The sequence below is a fragment of the Polaribacter sargassicola genome (assembly GCF_021991835.1).
GTDB lineage: Bacteria > Bacteroidota > Bacteroidia > Flavobacteriales > Flavobacteriaceae > Polaribacter > Polaribacter sargassicola.
The window spans coordinates 496512-516892 of record NZ_JAHDAU010000002.1; the positions used below are offsets into that span (position 1 = coordinate 496512).

Here is a 20381-nt window from a genome sequence, read left to right on the forward strand (position 1 = left end):
GTTATTAATCTTGAGTATCAAAATATATTGTATGAGATTTGTTTCTACTAGAAAACGTTTTACTACTTTCTTTATTTTATTAATAGGTTTTACTGGCTTTAGCCAACAATCTGTAATAAATACAAATGCCGTTTTAAAAGATTTTAATAACGGTTTAGAATTATATAACAACAAAGCATATGCTGCAGCACAAAAAGTGTTTGCTAACATCAATAATAAAACATCTACTTATCAAAATTCTAATTTAAAGTCTGATGCTTCTTATTATGATGCTATGTGTGCCATTAAATTAAAACAGCCACAGGCAGAAAAAAAAGTACTTAATTTTATTGCAGAAAACCCAAACAGCACCAAAAAAAACACCGCTTTTTTTAATGTTGCTAATTATTATTTTGCTAATAAAAAAGCTTCTTATTCTTTAAAATGGTATAAAAAAGTAGATGCTAGTGTGCTGTCTAAAGAAGAAAAAAAAGAACTTAATTTTAAAATGGGCTACGCTTATATAGCTACTAAAAACTATGCTTTAGCTCAAGAGAAATTTTTACCTTTAATTAATGATCCTAAATACGGTAATGATTCTAGATATTATTACGGCTTTGTTGCTTACAAATTAGAAGATTTTGGTATTGCAGAATCTACACTAAAAGAAATTGCAGATGATAAAACTTATAGTGCAGAAATTACCTATTATTTGTTAGATATTAGTTTTAAAGCAGGTAAATTTGATCATTGTGTAAAAGTTGGTACAGAACTTTTAAAGACTGCTAAAAGAAATGAAATCTCTGAAATTTCTAAAATTGTTGGAGAGAGTTATTTTAATTTAGAGAAATATAGCGAATCAATTCCTTATTTAAAAGCATACACGGGCAAAAAAGGAAAATGGAATAATACTGATTTTTATCAATTAGGATATGCTTATTATAAACAAAACGATTTTGAAAATGCAATTAATAATTTTAATAAAATTATTGATGAAAAAAACTTTGTTTCTCAAAACGCATATTATCATTTAGGTGAGTGTTACCTTAATCTAGATAAAAAAACAGAAGCTTTAAACGCTTTTAAAACAGCTTCTGAAATGGATTTTAATACAGACATAAAACAAGATGCTGCTTTAAATTATGCAAAATTAAGTTACGAGGCTGGTAATCCTTTTAAAAGTGTTGCAGAAGTATTACAAGATTACTTAAAAGCTTATCCTAAATCTAAAGAATATAACGAAATTAATAACTTAGTTATTTCGTCTTTTTTACATCAACAAAATTACGAAGGAGCTTTACAATATTTAAAGAAAGAAAAATCTACAAATAATGCGGCTTTTGTATCTGAAGTTTCTTTATACAGAGGAATTCAATTATTTAATGATTCTAAATTAGAAGAAGCAATTTCTTTCTTTATAGAAGGTAAAAAATCTAGTGATTCTAAAATTAAAAATAGTGCTAAATATTGGCAAGCAGAAGCTTTATTTAGATTAGAAAAATACAACGAAGCATTAGCTTTATTTACCTCTTTAAAACCCGAAGTAAATACAACTAATAATGAATTTTCTTTATTAGATTACAACATAGGTTATTGTTATTTTAAATTAAAAGAATACAGTAGCTCTATTAAATATTTCGAAAACTTTTTAATAAACAACACTATAGAAACAGAAATTAAATACGATGCATATACACGCTTAGGCGATGGTTATTATGCCGTAAGAGATTACAAAAGTGCAGTTGATGCTTATTATAGAGTTGTACAAAACGCTGGTTCAGATTCTGATTATGCACAGTATCAAATAGGTATGAGTTATGGTTTTACAGAAGATAATAAAGATAAAATAAATGCGCTTAAAAAAGTAATAAATGAGTATCATATTTCTTCATTAAAAGATGATGCTTTATATCAATTAGCAAACACTTATACATTATTAAAAGACACACAACAAGCTCACTTAGCTTATAATCGTCTTATAGAAAAACATCCAAATAGTATTTTTATCCCCAAAGCCTTAGTTCGCCAAGGATTGTTATACTACAATGATAACCAAAATGATAAAGCTTTAGAGCGCTTTAAACAAACTGCTAGTAAATTTCCTAACACAACAGATGCAATTGAGGCAGTTACAAATGCCAAAAACATTTATATAGATAACGATAATCTAGACGCATATGTTAGTTGGATTAATACTTTAAACTTTGTTAATGTTACAGATGCAGAATTAGATAATACTGCATTTACAATTGCAGAAAAAAAATATTTTGAGAACAAAAATAGTAGCGATATCATAAAAAGCCTCACAAAATATAACAATGATTTTCCTAATGGAATTCATAAACTTAAAGCCAATTATTATTTAGCAAGTACTCTTTTTAAAACAAAAGATTATAACAACGCAATTACGCATTACAACATAGTTATTGCAAAACAGAATGATTTTAGCGAAGATGCACTTAGTAAATTATCTTTAATCTATCTTGAAAAAAATGAGTACCAAAATGCAATTCCGTTATTGGTTAGATTAGAACTAGAAGCTTATTCTACAGAAAACATATTATTTGCCCAAAGTAATTTAATGAAAAGCTATTACGAAACTGCTAATTATAACCTTACTATAGATTATGCTAATAAAATTCTTAAAAAAGATAAATTAGATAGTAATTTAAAATACGATGCTCAAATTTTAATAGCTCGTTCTTCTTATAAAAATAATGATTTTGCTACTGCAGAAGAGTATTACACAAAAATTGAACAAAATGCAACAGGAGAATTAAAAACAGAAGCACTTTATTATAATGCCTTTTTTAAACACGAATTAAAAAATTACGAAGCATCTAATAAAGTTATTGAAAATTTAATAGCCAATTACTCTTCTTACAAATATTGGGGCGTAAAAAGTTATGTAATAATGGGTAAAAACTTTTATGGTTTAAATGATATTTATCAAGCAACTTTTGTGCTAGAAAACATCATTAAAAACTTCAGTCAGTTTAAAGATATTGTAGCAGATGCTAAAAAAGAATTAATGATAATTAAACAGAACGAAGCAAAAACTAATAATTCTGTAGTTCCAATTAAAGCAGATAATCAAAATTAAAAAAACTCTAAAAAAAGATAATAATTAATGAAAAAGAGTTTCTCAATATTCTTAATGTTTTTCACTTTCTTGGGTTTAAAAGCTCAACAAAAAGAACAAAAAATAGATACCGTAAAAACAGAGGTTGTAAATGTTGTTACCAAATACAACCCTAAAATTGCTGATGCAAAAAAAATAAAAAAGAACCCAACAATTTCTCTTCTAGAAAAAAATGAAAAGAAAAAACTAAAATACACCATACAATCTGCACCAGTGGCATCAACATTTATACCTAAAAGTGGTGCTGTAAAAGGTATAAAAATTGGCTCTAAAGAATTTATTTACGACAATTATGTAGCTGCTGGTTATGGTAATTACGGAACGCCTTATTTTGAAGCCTTTTTAGGTAAAATTGATCGTTATAATAACGAGTTTCAATTAAGTACAAAGTATTTATCATCTACAAACAATCTTAAAGACATTGTTTTAAATAGCAATTATACTAATTTTGACATCAATGCTTCTTATAAAAAAATAGATCATTATTTTGATTGGAAAGTTATTCTTAACTCAGAAAGAGATGTTTATAATTGGTATGGTTTGCCAGATATAACTTATACAGAAACAACTATAAATAATATAGATGAAGAGCAAATTTATAACTATTTTAATGCTAAAGGAGAGTTTACTTTTAACGATTCTTATATAGATTATATACATTTAAACACTTCTTACTTTGCAGACACTTATAAAAGTGCAGAAGTATTGATTAAATTAAATTCTAAGTTAGATTTGCCTGTATATCTTTTTAATAGAGATTTTAATGATATTGCTTTATACTCTTCTTTAGAACTTTTAAACGGAAAATTTAAAAACAGTTATAATGTTGATGATGAAATAAAATATTCCATTTTCACCATCAATTTAAACCCTAATTACAATATGGAGTATTTAGGAATCACATTTAATGCAGGTGTAAACGTTGCTGCTTCTTTTGATTCTGAAAACAGTTCTAATAACTTTTATGTGTTACCAGAGTTGATAATTCAATCGCCAATTGTAGAAGAGTATTTAAATATATATGGTGGTTTTACTAGTAATTTACATACAAATACATACAAACAATTTACAGAAGAAAATCCTTATATTTCACCAACTCAATCTATTTCTCAAACTTTAGAAACTTCTAACTTATTTGTAGGCTTTAACGGAAAAATTAGTAGAGATTTTAATTTTAACATCAAATTAAGTTCTAAAAAAGAAGAAAATAAACCTTTATTTTTAAGAAATTATTCTAAATCTAACGGAACTACTAACACTTATAATGGTATAAATTTAAATGGTTACGAATACGGTAACTCTTTTAGTGTTTATTATGATGATGTAAAAACAACCACTTTGTTTACTGAATTAGAGTATGAATATTCTGATTACTTAACTTTAGGAGTACAAGGAATATATAATAATTACAAATTAGAAAATGCTACAGAAAATTGGAATTTACCAACTGTAGAAGCTTCTTTTTCTGCCAAATACAAAGAAGACAAATGGTTTGCTTCAACTAACATTTTTTATGTAAGTGAAAGAAAAGACGCTCTTTATAGTGGTTTATTTACAGGTGAAATTAATGATGTAGAAACTGTTGATGCTTTTGTAGATGTAAACCTAAATGGTGGTTATCATTTTAATGATCAATTTTCTGCGTTCTTAAAACTTAATAACGTATTAAACACAAACTATCAAAGGTTTGCAAATTTTAACACACAAGGTTTTCAAATATTAGGTGGTGTTACTTATAAGTTTGATTTTTAATATTTTATCAAACTTTATATTTTTAATATCTTTATTGTATGATAATTTATTACCTAACTATTGCCTTACAATTATTTTGCATCTACCATGTTTATAAAAATGGCAGTAGCTATTATTGGTATTTTATTATCTTTTTTATTCCTGTTTTGGGTTCTATTATTTATTTAATTACTAATGTTATTAATAAAAAGGATGTAACCAATATTACAGATGAAATTACTACAATTATAAACCCAACCAAAAAAATTAAAGAATTAGAAAAAGAATTAGATTTTTCTAACACTTTTCAAAACAAAATAAATTTAGCAGATGCATATCTAATAAATAAAGAGTACCAAAAAGCGATATCAGTTTACAATGATGCTTTAGAATCTAATTTTAAAGGCGATCCTTACACCTTAAATAAATTGATGAAATGCTATTTTAAAATTGCAGATTTTGATAAAGTAATTGACATTGCAAATAAAATAAACTTAGACAAAGACTTTAAAGAGTCTCTTTACTTTTATGCAATAGCTTTAGAACAAAAAGGAAATTTAGACGAAGCTGAAATTCAATTTAAAAAAGTAGATGTTAGATATTCTAATTATCATGAAAGATTAGAACTCTCTAACTTTTTAACTAGAATTAATAAAAAAACAGAAGCCAAAGAGATTTTAACAGAAATTATCTCAGAAATACAATCAATGTCTAAATCAAACGCTAAAAATCATCGCTTAACTTTAAATGAAGCTGAGAAAAAGTTAAATCAATTATAACACTTTAGGTTTTCCATTTCATTTTTGTAGATTTATAAAATCAAATAATTTACTCAAAATGAAAAAAACATTACTTTCTTTATCTATTCCGTTTCTCCTTTTTGCTTGCTCACAAAAACAAGAAGTAAAAGTTGATTCTACTAAATTTTCTGCTGAAGAAAAAATAGACTCTACTCAAATTAAAACCATTTTTAACTCTGCACTTACAGAAAGTAAATCTTACGAATGGTTAAGAGATTTAACTCAGAATATTGGCGGACGATTATCTGGTTCTCCAGAAGCACAACAAGCGGTAGAATGGGGAGAGAAATTAATGAAAGAAGTTGGTTTAGATTCTGTTTGGTTACAACCGGTTATGGTACCACATTGGGTTCGTGGCGAAAAAGAAATAGCTACATACACCACAAACGGAGTTCAAAAAAACGTACCAATTTGTGCTTTAGGTTTTTCTGTTGCAACTCCTAAAACAGGTGTTTTGGCAGAAGTTATAGAGGTAAAAAGCTTAGAGGAAGCTACTGCTTTAGGTGATAAAATGAAAGGGAAAATTGTCTTTTTTAATCGCCCTTTCGATAATACATTAATCAATACTTTTAAAGCTTATGGTGGTTGTGTAGATCAACGTGTAAAAGGAGCTGCAGTTTGTGGTCAATTTGGTGCAAAAGGTGTAATTGTACGTTCTATGACCAATGCTGTAGATGATTATCCGCATACAGGAACCATGAGTTATGGAGATTTACCAGAAGAAAAACACATACCTACAGCCGCTATAAGCTCTAGAGCTGCAAATATTTTAAGTGATGATTTAAAAGCAAATCCTAATTTAAAATTCTACTTTAAACAAAGTTGTGAAAACTTACCTGATGCTCCTTCTTTTAATGTTGTTGGAGAAATTAAAGGTTCTGAAACACCAGAAAATATTTTTGTTGTTGGTGGGCATTTAGATTCTTGGGATTTAGGTGAAGGTGCACATGATGATGGTACAGGAATTGTACAATCTTTAGAAGTTGCTTACTTATTTAAAAAGAACAACATCAAACCTAAAAACACTTTAAGAGTTGTATTTTTTATGAATGAAGAAAACGGAACCAGAGGGGCTAAAAAATATGCCGAATTAGCAAAACTGAACAAAGAAAACCATATTGGAGGTATAGAATCTGATGCTGGTGGTCATACACCTAGAGGTTTTTCTATAGATGCAAATACTGTTAACACAAAACTATTGCAAAGCTGGAAAAAATTGTTATCTCCTTACGGATTACATGATTTAGACAAAGGTGGTTCTGGTGCAGATATAGGTCCTTTAAAAGGAGAAAATGTAACTTTAGTGGGTTACAGACCAGATTCTCAACGTTATTTTGATTATCACCACACGAGTACAGATACTTTTGATAAAGTTAACAAACGTGAGCTAGAATTAGGTAGTGCATCTATGACTAGTTTAATTTATTTAATGGATAAATATTTATACAGTAATACACCTGTAAAACTTTAAAATCAGTATTTTATAAAATATAAAAATGAAAAAACACTTATTAGTTTTTAGTTTATCTGTCTTATTTTTTGCATGTAGTAAAGAAAAAGTAGATACAATTGTTATCAATTCTAACACATATACAGTTAATAGTAATTTTGATAAAACAGAAGCATTTGCTATAAAAGATGGTAAGTTTATTGCCATAGGAACATCCAAAGAAATTGAAGAAAAATACGAAGCTGAAAACATTATTGATGCTAAAAACCAAACTATTCTACCTGGTTTAATAGATGCTCATTGTCATTTTTTTAGAATGGGTTTACAGCAACAAAAAGTTGCTTTAGATGGTACTAAAAGTTACGAGGAAGTTTTAGAAAGAATCGTTACTTTTCAAAAAGAAAAAAATGTAGCTTTTATTACCGGACGTGGTTGGGATCAAAATGATTGGGAAATTAAAGAATTTCCTACTAAAGATAGATTAGACGAATTATTCCCTACAACTCCTGTTGCAATTGGTAGAGTTGACGGACATGCTTTATTAGTAAATCAAGCTGCTTTAGATTTAACAGAAATAACTAAAGACACTAAAGTTTCTGGTGGTGAAATTATCAAGAAAAATGGCGAAATTACAGGTGTTTTAATTGATGCTGCTATGGATTTTATCAAATTTCCGGCAACTACAAAACAAGAAGCTATTCAAGGTTTATTAGATGCAGAAAAGATTTCTTTTTCTTACGGATTAACAACGATTGATGATGCTGGTTTAGATAGAAGTACTATTGAATTAATTGATAGTTTACAACAAGCAAATAGTTTAAAAATGCGAATTTATGCCATGATTTCTGGTGATAAACAAGATCAAATAGATTATTATATTAATAAAGGTTTTATAAAAACAGACAGACTAAATGTGCGTTCTTTTAAAGTCTATGGTGATGGAGCTTTAGGCTCTAGAGGTGCTGCTATGCGTAAACCTTATTCAGACAGAGATAATCATTTTGGTGCATTAATTTACACACCAGAAAGGTATCAAGAAATTGCAAAACAAATTGCAGATTCAGATTTTCAAATGAATACACATGCTATTGGTGACTCTGCAAATACTTGGTTAACAAAAACCTACACAGAGGTTTTAAAAGGTAAGAAAAATAGACGTTGGAGAATTGAACATGCTCAAATTATTGCTCCAGAAGATTTTGCAAAATTTAATAATATCATTCCATCTGTACAACCAACACACGCTACATCAGATATGTATTGGGCTAAAGACAGAATTGGAGAAAAAAGAATGAAAGGTGCTTATGCTTTTAAAGACTTATTAGACAGCTATGGTAAAATTGCTTTAGGTACAGATTTTCCTGTAGAACAAGTAAATCCGTTTTTAACTTTTTACGCCGCAACAATTAGAAAAGACGTTAACAATTATCCTGAAAATGGTTTTCAAATGGAAAATGCCTTAACTAGAGAAGAAACTTTAAAAGGAATGACTATTTGGGCAGCTTATTCTAATTTTGAAGAAGATGAAAAAGGTTCTATAGAAGTTGGTAAATTTGCAGATTTTGTAATTTTAAATCAAGATATTATGCAAGTAGACGGAGCTAAAATACCGAATACAAAGGCAATTACAACCTATTTAAATGGAGAAAAAGTTTTTTAAAATCAATATTTTTATCTCGTTTTCTCATAAAAAAAATTAACTTTAATCTCTTTTTAAGTTAAATCTAATCTAATCAGAAATTTATATATCATGAAAAAAATAAAACACCTATCAATATTAGTCTTTGTAACTTTTTTTGTTGTAAAAACATTTTCTCAAAATGAGAAAGAATCAAAAAACATAACTATAACTATTAAAGATCAAAAAAATAAACCAGTACCGGGTGCTGTAATTCTTTTTGATGATGTTAAACAAAAAAGATTAGCAAACTCTAAAGGCATTTTTAAAATTAAAACAACAGATACCCCTAAAATAATTAGTGCTTTTTCTCCTAGAGTTGGTATTCAAAAAGTTTCTTACAAAGGTGAGAGTAACATAACCATTATTATTAAAAAAAGAAACGATTCATATTTAGTAAATGTTCCTAAAAACAAGATTGATAATGCAATGCAATTTAATACCATTTACGACTATCTTGAAGGGAAAATACCTGGTGTTAATGTATCTGATGAAAATATTACAATAAGAGGTTATAATACTATTAACGGAAGTACAACTCCATTATTTATATTAAATGGTGCGCAAGTTGATCAATCTATTTTTGGACAAATTGTACCAACAACTATCAAATCTATTGTTGTTTTAAAAGGCCCAGAAACTGCTACTTATGGTGTTAGAGGAGCTAATGGAGTTATAAAAGTAACTACTTTGTAAAATTTTAATGTAATAAAAAAACTAAATCTTTTTTACGTTTTTAACTAAGTTTTCAGATAAGTTAAACAACCACTTTATTTGTTCAGAAACTAATTGAGTTTCGTGTAATCTAGCTCTCATTTCTTTTGTAATAGGTACACCTTCTTCAATTTCTTTATCTCTCTTGGTAGTTAAATCATTAAAATATTCTTCGTAATCTTTTGTAGCAATATCTAATTCTTTATTTTCTAAAGAAATTATAGAATCATTATTATTTAAAATATTTTTAGCTTTCTCTAAATTTGATAAAATATATTTTACATAAATTTCAAATTGTTCGGGCACTTTACTTGTTTCATTAGTTCTTATATACATACCTAAAGATGTTAGAGAAGACAAGTATGTATTAAAAATAGTCATCAATTCATAAATTGTAGAAAGATTTTGTTGTTTAGATTTTGGTTCTTGAATCAATCTTTGATAAGCTGCATTTAAATTACCAACTTGTAAAAAAGCTTCTTTTCTTGCCAAACCATAAGTAGTTGGTATTTCTCCTTTTTTATGATAAAACATATCTACTTCTTTTAAAAATACCACAAATGCTTCTATTGAATTAGAAAAAGATTCTTTGATGTTTTTAGATTCCCAAACAGGCCAAAAAAAGTAATTACCCATATATGCTAATACAGAACCTATTAAAGTGTCAAAAACTCTAAACTCTATAACTGTTAATATATTAGGATGAATTAAAGCATACATAAAAATAACATAAACAGTTATAAATGCGGCCCCGTTTCTATAATTTTGTTTTACTAAAGAAAAACCAATTATTAAAGAAAAGGCTGCTATTAAAGCATAAATAATTGTGTTTTGAGTTAAAAGTACAATAGCCGCTGCAATAACAGCCCCAATTAAAGTACCTATTACTCTACTTTTTGTTCTTTCTTTGGTTAAACCATAACTAGGCCTCATTATAACAACAATGGTTAATAAAATCCAATAAGATTGTTGCATTTCTATAAAACTACCAATAATAAAACCAATTAACATGGTTAGTGTTAGACGTAGAGAATGGCGAAACATGGGCGACTTAAAACTAAAATTAGCCTTTAACTTTTTAAAGTCGTAATCTTGTGGTGTAAGAAACTGCTCTACATCTTTTATTGCTCTAATTTTATCGTTTCTAGAATAACTATCTAATATTCTAACAATATCAACTAAATTGCTTATTTGTTTTTCTTGATATTCTTTATAATTCAGCAAAAAAATGGTTCCTTCTCTAGATTCTGGCAACCCAATACTTACTTTATAAATTTCTATATGGTTTTCTATTTTTTTAATTAAAACCTTAAAATTGTTTTCAAACGTAAGTTTTTCTTCATTTAAAATAACCTTAGAAATATGATTTAATCTTTTAGAAATTTCAAAAATTAAAAGTTTAAATTCATCTACTTTTTCTGGATGATCTTTAAACAACTCATCAAATTTATCATAATCTATTGTATTAGATATGGCCAACTCATAAATTTCTATAATCTTAGAAAAAATTAATTGCTGGCGTCTTGTTCTATTACTAAAACCAGAACTCAACCTTTTTTCTAAAATAACTTCTCTTATAGTTTCATGCAATTCATTTATTTCTACCTGAAGCTTAAAATTCTTTTCTAAAAGAGAACTCCTATCTTCATTTTCTACCAATAAATCGCCTCTTATTTTTATAAATTTTGATGTTTTTTCTATTAAATCTACAAACAAATTATCTACTTGCACACTTGGTAATGCTAATTGTGTTAAAACAGTTAAAGCTAAATACCAAATACCACCTAATAAAATATAAAGAGAATGCTCAAAAACAGAAAGCTCTGTACTTTGGTTTGCAAAAGACAAAACCAAAGCTATTAAACCTGCTAATGATACTAAAGATGCTCTAAAACCAAAAACAGAAATATAAGAAATTGAAAAAGTTAAAATGATTAATAAAAAAGTTGAAACAAAAAAATAACTACTAAAATATCCTATGATTAAAGTGATAAAAAAGGAAAGAATTATTGATGCTAAAATACCATAAAACTTATGTTTTAAACTTCCTGGCACATCAGAAGGCGCACAAAAAATTGTTCCTAAAGCAAAGCTAAATCCAATATTAAAACTATCAAAAAAATAAATTGACAACAATACAGGTATCACCATTGCTATGGCCACTAAAAAAGCTTTAAAAAACTCAATACTTTTAAAGTATCTAATTAAGTTCTTAATCATAATACTATTTATACTACAAATTTAAGAAGTATTTATAGGTAAGCTTATATTTTTAATATATTTAAACAGATAAATATTAAAAAACTCTCTACAAAATTTTACCAAAAGGTTTTTTTAAATAAATCAAAGTATATTTGTACAAATTACCAAAAAATACACTTTAAAATGAAACCATATTTATTCCTTTTTTTATCTATTATTTTTCTTACTTCTTGTGTAGGAGACAATGACTCTTCTTATAGAAATGATACAGAACAAGATATTATACAGTATATTACAGACAATAATTTAAACGCTACAAAAACTGATTCTGGTTTATATTATGTTATAAATAATGAAGGTACTGGCGATAATCCAACAGAAAGTTCTGCTGTAAATATTAATTATAAAGGATATTTTTTAGATGGAAATGTTTTTGATGAAAATGATGGAATTATCCTTGATTTATCTGGTGTTATAGAAGGGTTTAAAGAAGGGCTTCAATTATTTAATGAAGGTGGTGATGGTATATTAATTATCCCTTCTGAATTAGCTTACGGAGATTATGGAAATAGTTCTGGTACTATTCCTGGCGGATCTGCTTTAATTTTTGAGATTACACTTAATGTTGCCGATTATGCTGCAGAAAATGAGGCTGCAATCTTACAATATATTGATGATAATGATTTAGATGCTACAAGAACCGATTCTGGCTTGTATTATGTTATAAACAATGAAGGTACTGGTACAAAACCAACTAGTACTTCTTTAGTAACTGTAGCTTATAAAGGTACATTTTTAGATGGATCTGTCTTTGATGAAAGCACTGTAAGCGGAACTTCTTTTTACTTAAATCAAGTAATTGAAGGATGGACAGAAGGCATGCAACTTTTTAAAGAAGGTGGAGACGGTATTTTATTAATCCCATATCATCTAGCATATGGTACTTACGGATATGGTAGTATACCAAGTGTTTCTGTTTTAGTTTTTGACGTAACTTTAGTGAGCGTTAACGATTAAAACCTATTAAATATTAAATAAAAAAAGCGAAACTTAATAAGTTTCGCTTTTTTTATTTGTAAGAATATTTATTTTCTATTTTATATCTTTTAATAAAACCTCAACCGCTTTTTTAAGTTGATCATCTTCTCCTCTTTCTTTCCATCCTGGTTTATTTTGCACTAAATAATCTGGCACTGCAGGCCCGTTTTCCATATTCATGCCAGATTCTTTTACATACCAAGCTCTATAAGGCATTCTTATTGACCCATCTTCTAAACGATGACTCCCTGTAGATATTACTGCTCCGAATGTTGGTTGCCCTACTAATTTACCTAGCTTTAAGCTTTTAAAAGCATGTGCAAAAATTTCTGCATTAGAATAACTACTTTCATTTGTTAAAGTTACTAAAGGCTTCGTATTTACAGATAAAACAGCTCTTTCATTAAAAGGATAATTATTTTTATATTTTTTATTATCTTTTTTAAGGTTGTTTGTTGCATCTCTAGGAATTGTGTAAGCATGTTGTTGGTAAGTAAGTACCGCTAATAACCTATCGGTTGTCCAACCTCCTCCGTTATTTCTTACATCAATTACAATTCCTTTTTTACCATAACCACTTGCTTTTAATTCTCTTTCAAATCGTTCAAAACTTGGTAAGTTCATTCCTTGTATATGTATATAACCTAATTGACCATTAGAATATTCATCAATTAATTTTTTACGCGAGTTAACCCATTCTTCATACTTTAAATTACTAATTGTTCTAGTAGACGATGTTCTTACCACAACCTCTTTTTTATCTAATAAAGTCAATAAAATTTCATTTTCAGATGTATTTTTTAACAAGCTATAAAAGTTGGTGTTTTTTGCTATTTTTTGTCCGTTTACAGCTACAATAATATCTCCTTTTTTTAGAGAAACGTTTGTTTTATCTGCAACAGAATTAGGTAATACATAATCTATTTGCAACCCTTTTTTAGTATTAGAAACAGCTAAACCTAATAACCCAATATTATCTCTTGAAACTTTTTCTGGATTTGTACCTCTATATCCCATATGACTGGCATTTAATTGACCTAACATATTATTATACATAAAAGTATAATCTTGCTTTGTTGTTGCTTCTAAAACCCAAGGTCTATATCTTTTTACAATATTAGCCCAATTATAACCATGAAAATTTGGATCATAAAAACCAGCTGTAATAGCTCTTACTCCTTCTTCAAAAACCTGTTCATTAAATTTTTTAATATTCGTTGTATAAGTTACCGAATGAGAAAAAGATGCTACTTTATCTGATTTTAAGTTAAGAGAATATAATTTTCCTCTAGAAGAATAATACAACGTTTCTTTATGCAAATTATAACTTCCAACACTAGAAACACCTTTTATCTCTTTAGTTTTCCCTTTAGAAACTGGTACTTTAAAATATCCGTTTTGCCCTGTTATAGGGTTAATTGCAGTAATGTAAATACTTTTACTATCTGCACTAAAAACGCCATTTCTTTCGTTACCTGCCCAATTTGTTAATTGTACTAATCTATCATAAATATGGTCTTCATCTATAATAACTTTTACTTTACCTTCTTTAGAATCTTCTTTTTTAGATTGATAGTAATCTCCTTCTTTAAAATCTACCGTTGTTTTTTCCCAATCAGATTTTTTTAACCAAACCATCCAAGAATCATAATTTATACCTCCTCTATCTCCTGCTCTATTAGACACAAAAGAAAGTTTTTTACCATCAGGACTCCAAACAGGTGATGTATCTGATCTAGGATGCATAGAAACATTTATTTTTTTAGTTGGATTATCTACAGATTGGATGTAAATTTCACTATCAAAATTGATATCTTTTTGAGAGTACGCAATGTATTTACTATCAGGACTCCAAGAAACTCCATCCGCAGAAGACCAAGTATCAGAAAATGTTGTAATATTTGTTAATTTTGTATCTTTAATATCTGCAATTACCAACTTACCTCTACCTATTCTGTATGCAATTTTATGATTATCCGGAGAAATTACTGGATCAAAAACATCAATTTTACTTTTTGTTAATTGTGTTATTTTAGTTTTTAGACTTCTACTTAAATTAACATTTTTATCTGTAGATTCTACTTTGTACAATTCGTTTTGACCATTTCTATCAGATAAGAAACCTAAAGTATTATTATCTATCCAAAAAGGATTGTCATCTCTAAAAGAATGATTACTTACATTTGCGCCTTTTACTTTATCTTTATTATTTTCTTTTACAAAAATTTCACCATTAATACTCAACGCAATTAATTTTCCGTCAGGAGAAACACTTATATTTTTAATACCATCAGAAACTGTTTTTGTTTCTTCTAAATTAAATCTATTGTCTGATGTTACCTTTAATACTATCTTTTTAGATACTCCTTTTTCTAATTTAAAAACATCTATACCACTGTTATAAACAACAGTACCATTATTACTAACAGAAAACGATAAAACACCATCAATTTTTAAATCTGTTAATTGATTTTCTGAAACAATTTTACTTCCATTTGAATCTAAAGAAGTCTTATAGATATTATATCTACCACTTTTTGCACCTATATAATATAAGTTATTATCGGCATCCCAAAGTGGTGTATGGTCATTTTTATTACTTGTTGTAATTTGATAATATTCTTTTGTTTGTAAATTATAAACCCAAATATCTCTTTGAGCAGGACCATTATAATCTTCTCTAGATATTCTACAAGTACCTTTTACAAATGCAACTAATTTTCCGTTTGGAGAAACTGCTGCCTGACTACCAAGTGCTATCATAAACCTAGTAGGAGTTTCACCATTTTCATTTACCTGGTAAATAGATGTTTCTCTTTCTGTTCCTTTAAATATTCTATTACTAGAAAAAATAATATTACCATTTTCACCCCAATAACTAGGCGTGTCAGTAGTTGGATAATACGTTAGTTGAGTTGGTAAAACTCCGTTAATATCTGTCTTAAAAATATTAGTATAACCTTTTCTATTAGAGGTAAATAGTAGTTGGTTACTTTCGGAATTCCAAATAGGATTACTTTCGTATGCCTGATGAATTGTTAATCTTTTCGATTGGTTTGTTAACAAGCTGTATACCCAAATATCACCTTGATAACCAAATGCAATTTTAGATGCATCTGGACTTATAGTGGGTTGTCTTGTTAAGCTATTCTGAGCAATTAAAAGTGTAGAGCTACAAATAACTGCAAAAAAAAATAAAGTTTTTTTAATCATTTTACATTTAGTTTTAAATGACTAAAATAAACTTTATTAACTAGGTACTCTTTATTTACAAAGTCTTTAAGACTTTTTTAAGACTTCCTTAACTAAGGATTGGTTTAATAAAATCATTAATTTTATCAACTCCATTTTCACCTAAGTTTTTAATAAAAGCAGAACCTATAATTGCTCCGTTTGCATAATTACAAGCTGTATCAAAGGTTTCTTTATCAGAAATACCAAAACCAACAATTAAATTGCTTTTTAAATTCATACCTTTAATTCTTTCGAAGTATGCAATTTGTTGATTAGAAATATCGCCTTTTGCTCCTGTAATAGATGCAGATGCAACTACATAAATAAATGCTTTAGAATAAGAATCTATTTTTCTAATTCTTTCGTCTGATGTATGTGGCGTTATCAAAAACACATTTGTAATTCCATATTTCTCAAACAAAGGTTTGTAATAATTTTCAAACTCTACCATTGGTAAATCAGGAAGAATAACAGTATCAATTCCACAATCTACAACTTTTTGGCAAAATTTTTCTTCGCCATATTTTAACATCTGATTTAAATATCCCATTAAAACTAAAGGTGTTTTATTGGTTTCTTTAATTGTCATTAATTGATCAAAAATGATATCTAAATTAATTCCGTTTTCAAGTGCTTTTTGGCTACTATCTTGTATTGTTGGTCCGTCTGCTAACGGATCTGAATATGGCAAACCAACTTCTATAAAATCTACTCCACTTTTTTCTAATTCAGAAATTACTTTAGTTGTGTCTTCTAATTTTGGATATCCGCAAGTAAAATAAATAGATAATAAATTTTTCTTTTCTTTAAAGATTGTTTCTATTTTTTTCATACTAAAATGGGTTCTTTTTTTCTTTTTAATGCTTCTTCAATAGCAGTCCATAAATCTATTCTTACTTGTAAAGAGGTTTTGGCAACTTCTAAAACTTCTTGCCATTTTTTATCATCATTACCACATAATTCTTCAATCATTTGTAATGATAAAGGTCCATGTTCATCACCATCTAACTCTATATGTCTGTATAAATAATAAATAAAATTATCAAAACTTAAATCACTTTTTAATGTGGTTTCATCAACAATTTTTAAAAACATATCTGGTATAATATCTTCTCTACCAAATGTAAAAGCAGCTGCAATTTTATGATTCTCATTTGTATCAATTACATTAAAAGTATGTATAACAAAATCTTTAATTGCCTTATCTATTGATAGTTTTTCTATAGACTCTACAACGTCTTTTCCATTAGAAATATCTTGAATAAAATTATCGATTTTAGAGCAATCTGCACTCATTTCTTGCATTGCATCTAAATACATTTCGTAATGACTTTTTAAAACTCCGTCTTTATTAACATCACTTTCTTCTGCTAAAGTAATCTCATTTATAAAGCGCACAAGGTTTGTGTTTCTCTTTGGTATCCAAGGTATTGAAACTGTTGTTAAGTTTATTTGCAATGCTTTTAAAAGCGACATAAAATCCCAAACAGCAAAAACATGTGCTTCCATAAACGTTTTAATATCGTCTATAGAATTTAATTGTTTATATAATTCATGATTTTTTAAATCTTCTCTTAAAGAAGTCAATTCGTTTTCTATATAAGTTATCTTAGAATTCATTAATCTTCTAAATGTTTAATATAAGTTTCTAAATCTTTATCACCTCTACCCGATAAATTTACCACTACAACTTGGTCTTTTTTAAATGTAATTTTTGGTAAAACAGCCAATGCATGCGCACTTTCTAAAGCAGGAATAATTCCTTCTATTTTTGTTAATTCATACGCCGCAGTTAATGCTTCTTTATCTGTAGCATCCATAAAAACAGCTCTTTTACTTTCATATAAATAGGCATGTAAAGGACCAACACCAGGGTAATCTAAACCTGCAGAAATAGAATAAGGCTCTACAATTTGTCCGTATTCATCTTGCATTAAAATGGTTTTAGAGCCATGTATAATTCCTACTTCACCTAACTGAGAAGTTGCTGCACTTTCACCAGAATTTACACCTAAACCAGATGCTTCTACCGCAATTAACTCTACTTCTTCGTCATCCATATAATGGTAAAAAGCACCAGCTGCATTAGAACCTCCACCAACACAAGCTATAATTGTATCCGGATTTTCTTTACCTGTTTTTTCTTTTAATTGCCATTTAATTTCTTCTGAAATTACTGCTTGCAAACGTGCAACCATATCTGGATAAGGATGCGGACCAACTACAGAACCTATTAAATAAAAGGTTTCTGGATGCTGAATCCAGTATCTTATTGCTTCGTTTGTAGCGTCTTTTAATGTTTTAGAACCACTTGTTGCGGGTACAACTTTTGCTCCTAACATTTTCATTCTAGCAACATTTGGTGCTTGACGCTCAATATCTTTTTCTCCCATAAAAACAGTACAATCTAAGCCCATTAAAGCACAAACTGTGGCTGTAGCAACACCATGTTGCCCTGCGCCTGTTTCTGCTATAATTTTAGTTTTACCTAATTTTTTGGCAACTAAAATTTGACCAATTGTATTGTTTACTTTATGTGCCCCTGTATGGTTTAAATCTTCTCTTTTTAAGTAAATAAAAGCTCCATATTTCTCTGACAAACGTTTTGCTAAATATAACGGACTAGGACGGCCTACATAATCTTTTAATAACGATTTGTATTCTTCTTGAAATTCATTAGACTCAATTATTTGAATATAATTATCTTCTAATTCTTTTACATTTGGATATAACAATTCTGGTATAAATGCACCACCAAATTGCCCGTAATAACCATTTTTGTCTGGGTGAAATTTTGATTTCATATTATAATGTATTCTTGAAACTTTTTACTTCATTAATATTTTTTAATCCTGGCTTAATTTCAAATTTACTGTTTACATCTAATGCATAAATTGGTAAATTTGATTTTACTATTTTTTTAACTTCTTCTACATCTTCCAAACCAATTCCGCCACTTAAAAAGAATGGTTTATCAAAAGGATATTTCTCTAAAACAGACCAATCAAATTTTGTTCCGTTACCTCCTCGTTCTTTACCTTTTGTATCAAACAAAAAGAAGTCTACAACATCTAAATAAGGTTTTAAAACATCAAAATTAAACTCATCTTTAATGCCAAAAACTTTAATAATTTCTATTTCATTTTTAGAAATATAATGCTGATTCTTTTTCTTTTTGATACTTTTATTTTCTTCAATCTTTAGTTCTCTACTGCGCTCTAACTGATGTTTTAATTCTTTTATATACGCTACAGACTCATCTCCATGTAATTGAATAGCTTCTAATCTATACTCTTCTACTAAAGAAATTACAATCTCCTTATATTCATTAACAAAAACACCTGTTTTTTTAATTGAATTTGAAAATTCTGGAATGATTCCTTCAAAATTTCTTTTTGATTTTTCATAGAAAATAAAGCCCAAATAATCTGGTTGCAAATCTGCAACTTGTTGGATATTTTCTACATATTTCATTCCGCAAACTTTCAGCTTCATATTTTTATTTTATTGTTGTTACTTGCAGTGTTTTTCGACTTTAGAAGAAATTTTGTTCTCGATACAAATTTTTCGTTCTTCAAAATTCACTCGAACTGACATAACTATCTAATTTGATTGATAAAATCTTGACAAGCTTCTCCTGGATTGTCTGTTTTCATAAAATTTTCTCCAATTAAAAAACCTTGAAAACCAAACTCTTTTAAACCTGTAATAATTTTTGGATCAGAAATTCCGCTTTCAGAAACTTTAATACACGTATCTGGTATTTTACTTGCTAATTTTATAGAATGCTCTAAATCAACCTCAAAAGTTTTTAAATTTCTGTTATTAATTCCGATAATTTTATTGTCTAAATCGCTAATTTTATCTAAATCTTCTTGCGTATGCACTTCATATAAAACCTCTAAACCTAAATCTACTGCTAAGTTTCCGTAGTTTTTTAATTCTGTTGCTGTTAAACAAGATGCTATTAATAAAATTACATCTGCACCAATTGCTTTTGCTTCTACAATTTGAAATCCATCAACAATAAAATCTTTTCTTAAGATTGGTTTTTGTTGATTAATTACTCTCGCCTCCATTAAATCTGCCATTGTTCCTCCAAAAAATGAAGTATCGGTTAAAATAGATTGTGCCGCAACATTTGCATCTAAATATCCATTAGTTACTTCTGCTATAGTTGCTTTATCATTTATAATTCCTTTTGATGGAGATTGGCGTTTATATTCTGCTATAATTCCTGTAGAACCTACTTCTAATAAAGATTTTTTTAACGAAAATGTAGTTCTACCAAAACTAGGACTTTCTACTAATTTCTTTACAGGAACCTCTGCTTTTATCTTTGCAACTTCCTTCTTTTTAAATGCGATTATTTTATCTAAAATTGTCATATAAATAATTATGAATTCTAAATTA

The 20381-nt window shown here is 28.0% G+C and carries 14 protein-coding genes; 7 read left to right on the forward strand and 7 right to left on the reverse strand.

The annotated features are described in order from the left end of the window. The first annotated feature begins 31 nt into the window (after nt 1-31). The 6 genes from KI686_RS05415 (at nt 32) to KI686_RS05440 (ending at nt 9476) form a co-directional block, all read left to right on the forward strand. Complete coding sequence (locus KI686_RS05415; RefSeq protein ID WP_237588247.1) at nt 32-3082, forward strand: tetratricopeptide repeat protein; 3051 nt, start codon at nt 32-34, stop codon at nt 3080-3082. 27 nt (nt 3083-3109) lie between these two features. Then, nucleotides 3110-4873 (forward strand): porin family protein, encoded by a 1764-nt coding sequence (locus KI686_RS05420; protein WP_237588248.1) that lies wholly within the window; start codon nt 3110-3112, stop codon nt 4871-4873. A 38-nt stretch (nt 4874-4911) separates the two neighbouring features. Beyond that, nucleotides 4912-5631, forward strand: coding sequence for a hypothetical protein (locus KI686_RS05425; protein WP_237588249.1), 720 nt, complete (start codon nt 4912-4914; stop codon nt 5629-5631). Nucleotides 5632-5689: 58 nt separating this feature from the next. After that, a complete protein-coding gene (locus KI686_RS05430; protein WP_237588250.1) occupies nt 5690-7123 on the forward strand; it encodes a M20/M25/M40 family metallo-hydrolase in 1434 nt (477 codons plus the stop codon). A gap of 25 nt (nt 7124-7148) precedes the next feature. Beyond that, nucleotides 7149-8762: an amidohydrolase gene (locus tag KI686_RS05435; protein ID WP_237588251.1), complete on the forward strand. Its 1614-nt coding sequence runs from the start codon at nt 7149-7151 to the stop codon at nt 8760-8762. A 90-nt stretch (nt 8763-8852) separates the two neighbouring features. Next, entirely contained in the window at nt 8853-9476 is a 624-nt protein-coding gene (locus KI686_RS05440) for a TonB-dependent receptor plug domain-containing protein (protein ID WP_237588252.1), read from the forward strand. A gap of 21 nt (nt 9477-9497) precedes the next feature. Here the strand turns inward: KI686_RS05440 and KI686_RS05445 are convergent, their stop codons facing one another. Next, nucleotides 9498-11714 carry an FUSC family protein gene (locus KI686_RS05445; protein ID WP_237588253.1) on the reverse strand — a complete coding sequence of 739 codons (2217 nt, stop codon included), beginning with the start codon at nt 11712-11714 and terminating at the stop codon, nt 9498-9500. Between the two features lie 165 nt (nt 11715-11879). Here KI686_RS05445 and KI686_RS16825 point away from each other — a divergent pair, with 165 nt between their 5' ends. Continuing rightward, nucleotides 11880-12713, forward strand: coding sequence for an FKBP-type peptidyl-prolyl cis-trans isomerase (locus tag KI686_RS16825; protein ID WP_306665743.1), 834 nt, complete (start codon nt 11880-11882; stop codon nt 12711-12713). 75 nt (nt 12714-12788) lie between these two features. Here the strand turns inward: KI686_RS16825 and KI686_RS05460 are convergent, their stop codons facing one another. The 6 genes from KI686_RS05460 to trpC form a co-directional block, all read right to left on the reverse strand. Then, nucleotides 12789-15947, reverse strand: coding sequence for a S41 family peptidase (locus tag KI686_RS05460; RefSeq protein WP_237588254.1), 3159 nt, complete (start codon nt 15945-15947; stop codon nt 12789-12791). Nucleotides 15948-16035: 88 nt separating this feature from the next. After that, nucleotides 16036-16800, reverse strand: coding sequence for a tryptophan synthase subunit alpha (gene trpA / locus KI686_RS05465; RefSeq protein ID WP_237588255.1), 765 nt, complete (start codon nt 16798-16800; stop codon nt 16036-16038). Further along, nucleotides 16797-17588 (reverse strand): DUF3050 domain-containing protein, encoded by a 792-nt coding sequence (locus tag KI686_RS05470; protein WP_237588256.1) that lies wholly within the window; start codon nt 17586-17588, stop codon nt 16797-16799. Before KI686_RS05470 ends, trpA begins: the two co-directional genes overlap by 4 nt. After that, a complete protein-coding gene (gene trpB, locus KI686_RS05475) occupies nt 17588-18772 on the reverse strand; it encodes a tryptophan synthase subunit beta (protein ID WP_237588257.1) in 1185 nt (394 codons plus the stop codon). Before trpB ends, KI686_RS05470 begins: the two co-directional genes overlap by 1 nt. A 1-nt stretch (nt 18773) precedes the next feature. Next, complete coding sequence (locus KI686_RS05480) at nt 18774-19463, reverse strand: phosphoribosylanthranilate isomerase (RefSeq protein ID WP_237588258.1); 690 nt, start codon at nt 19461-19463, stop codon at nt 18774-18776. A gap of 104 nt (nt 19464-19567) precedes the next feature. After that, a complete protein-coding gene (gene trpC / locus KI686_RS05485) occupies nt 19568-20356 on the reverse strand; it encodes an indole-3-glycerol phosphate synthase TrpC (protein WP_237588259.1) in 789 nt (262 codons plus the stop codon). Nucleotides 20357-20381 lie beyond the last annotated feature (25 nt).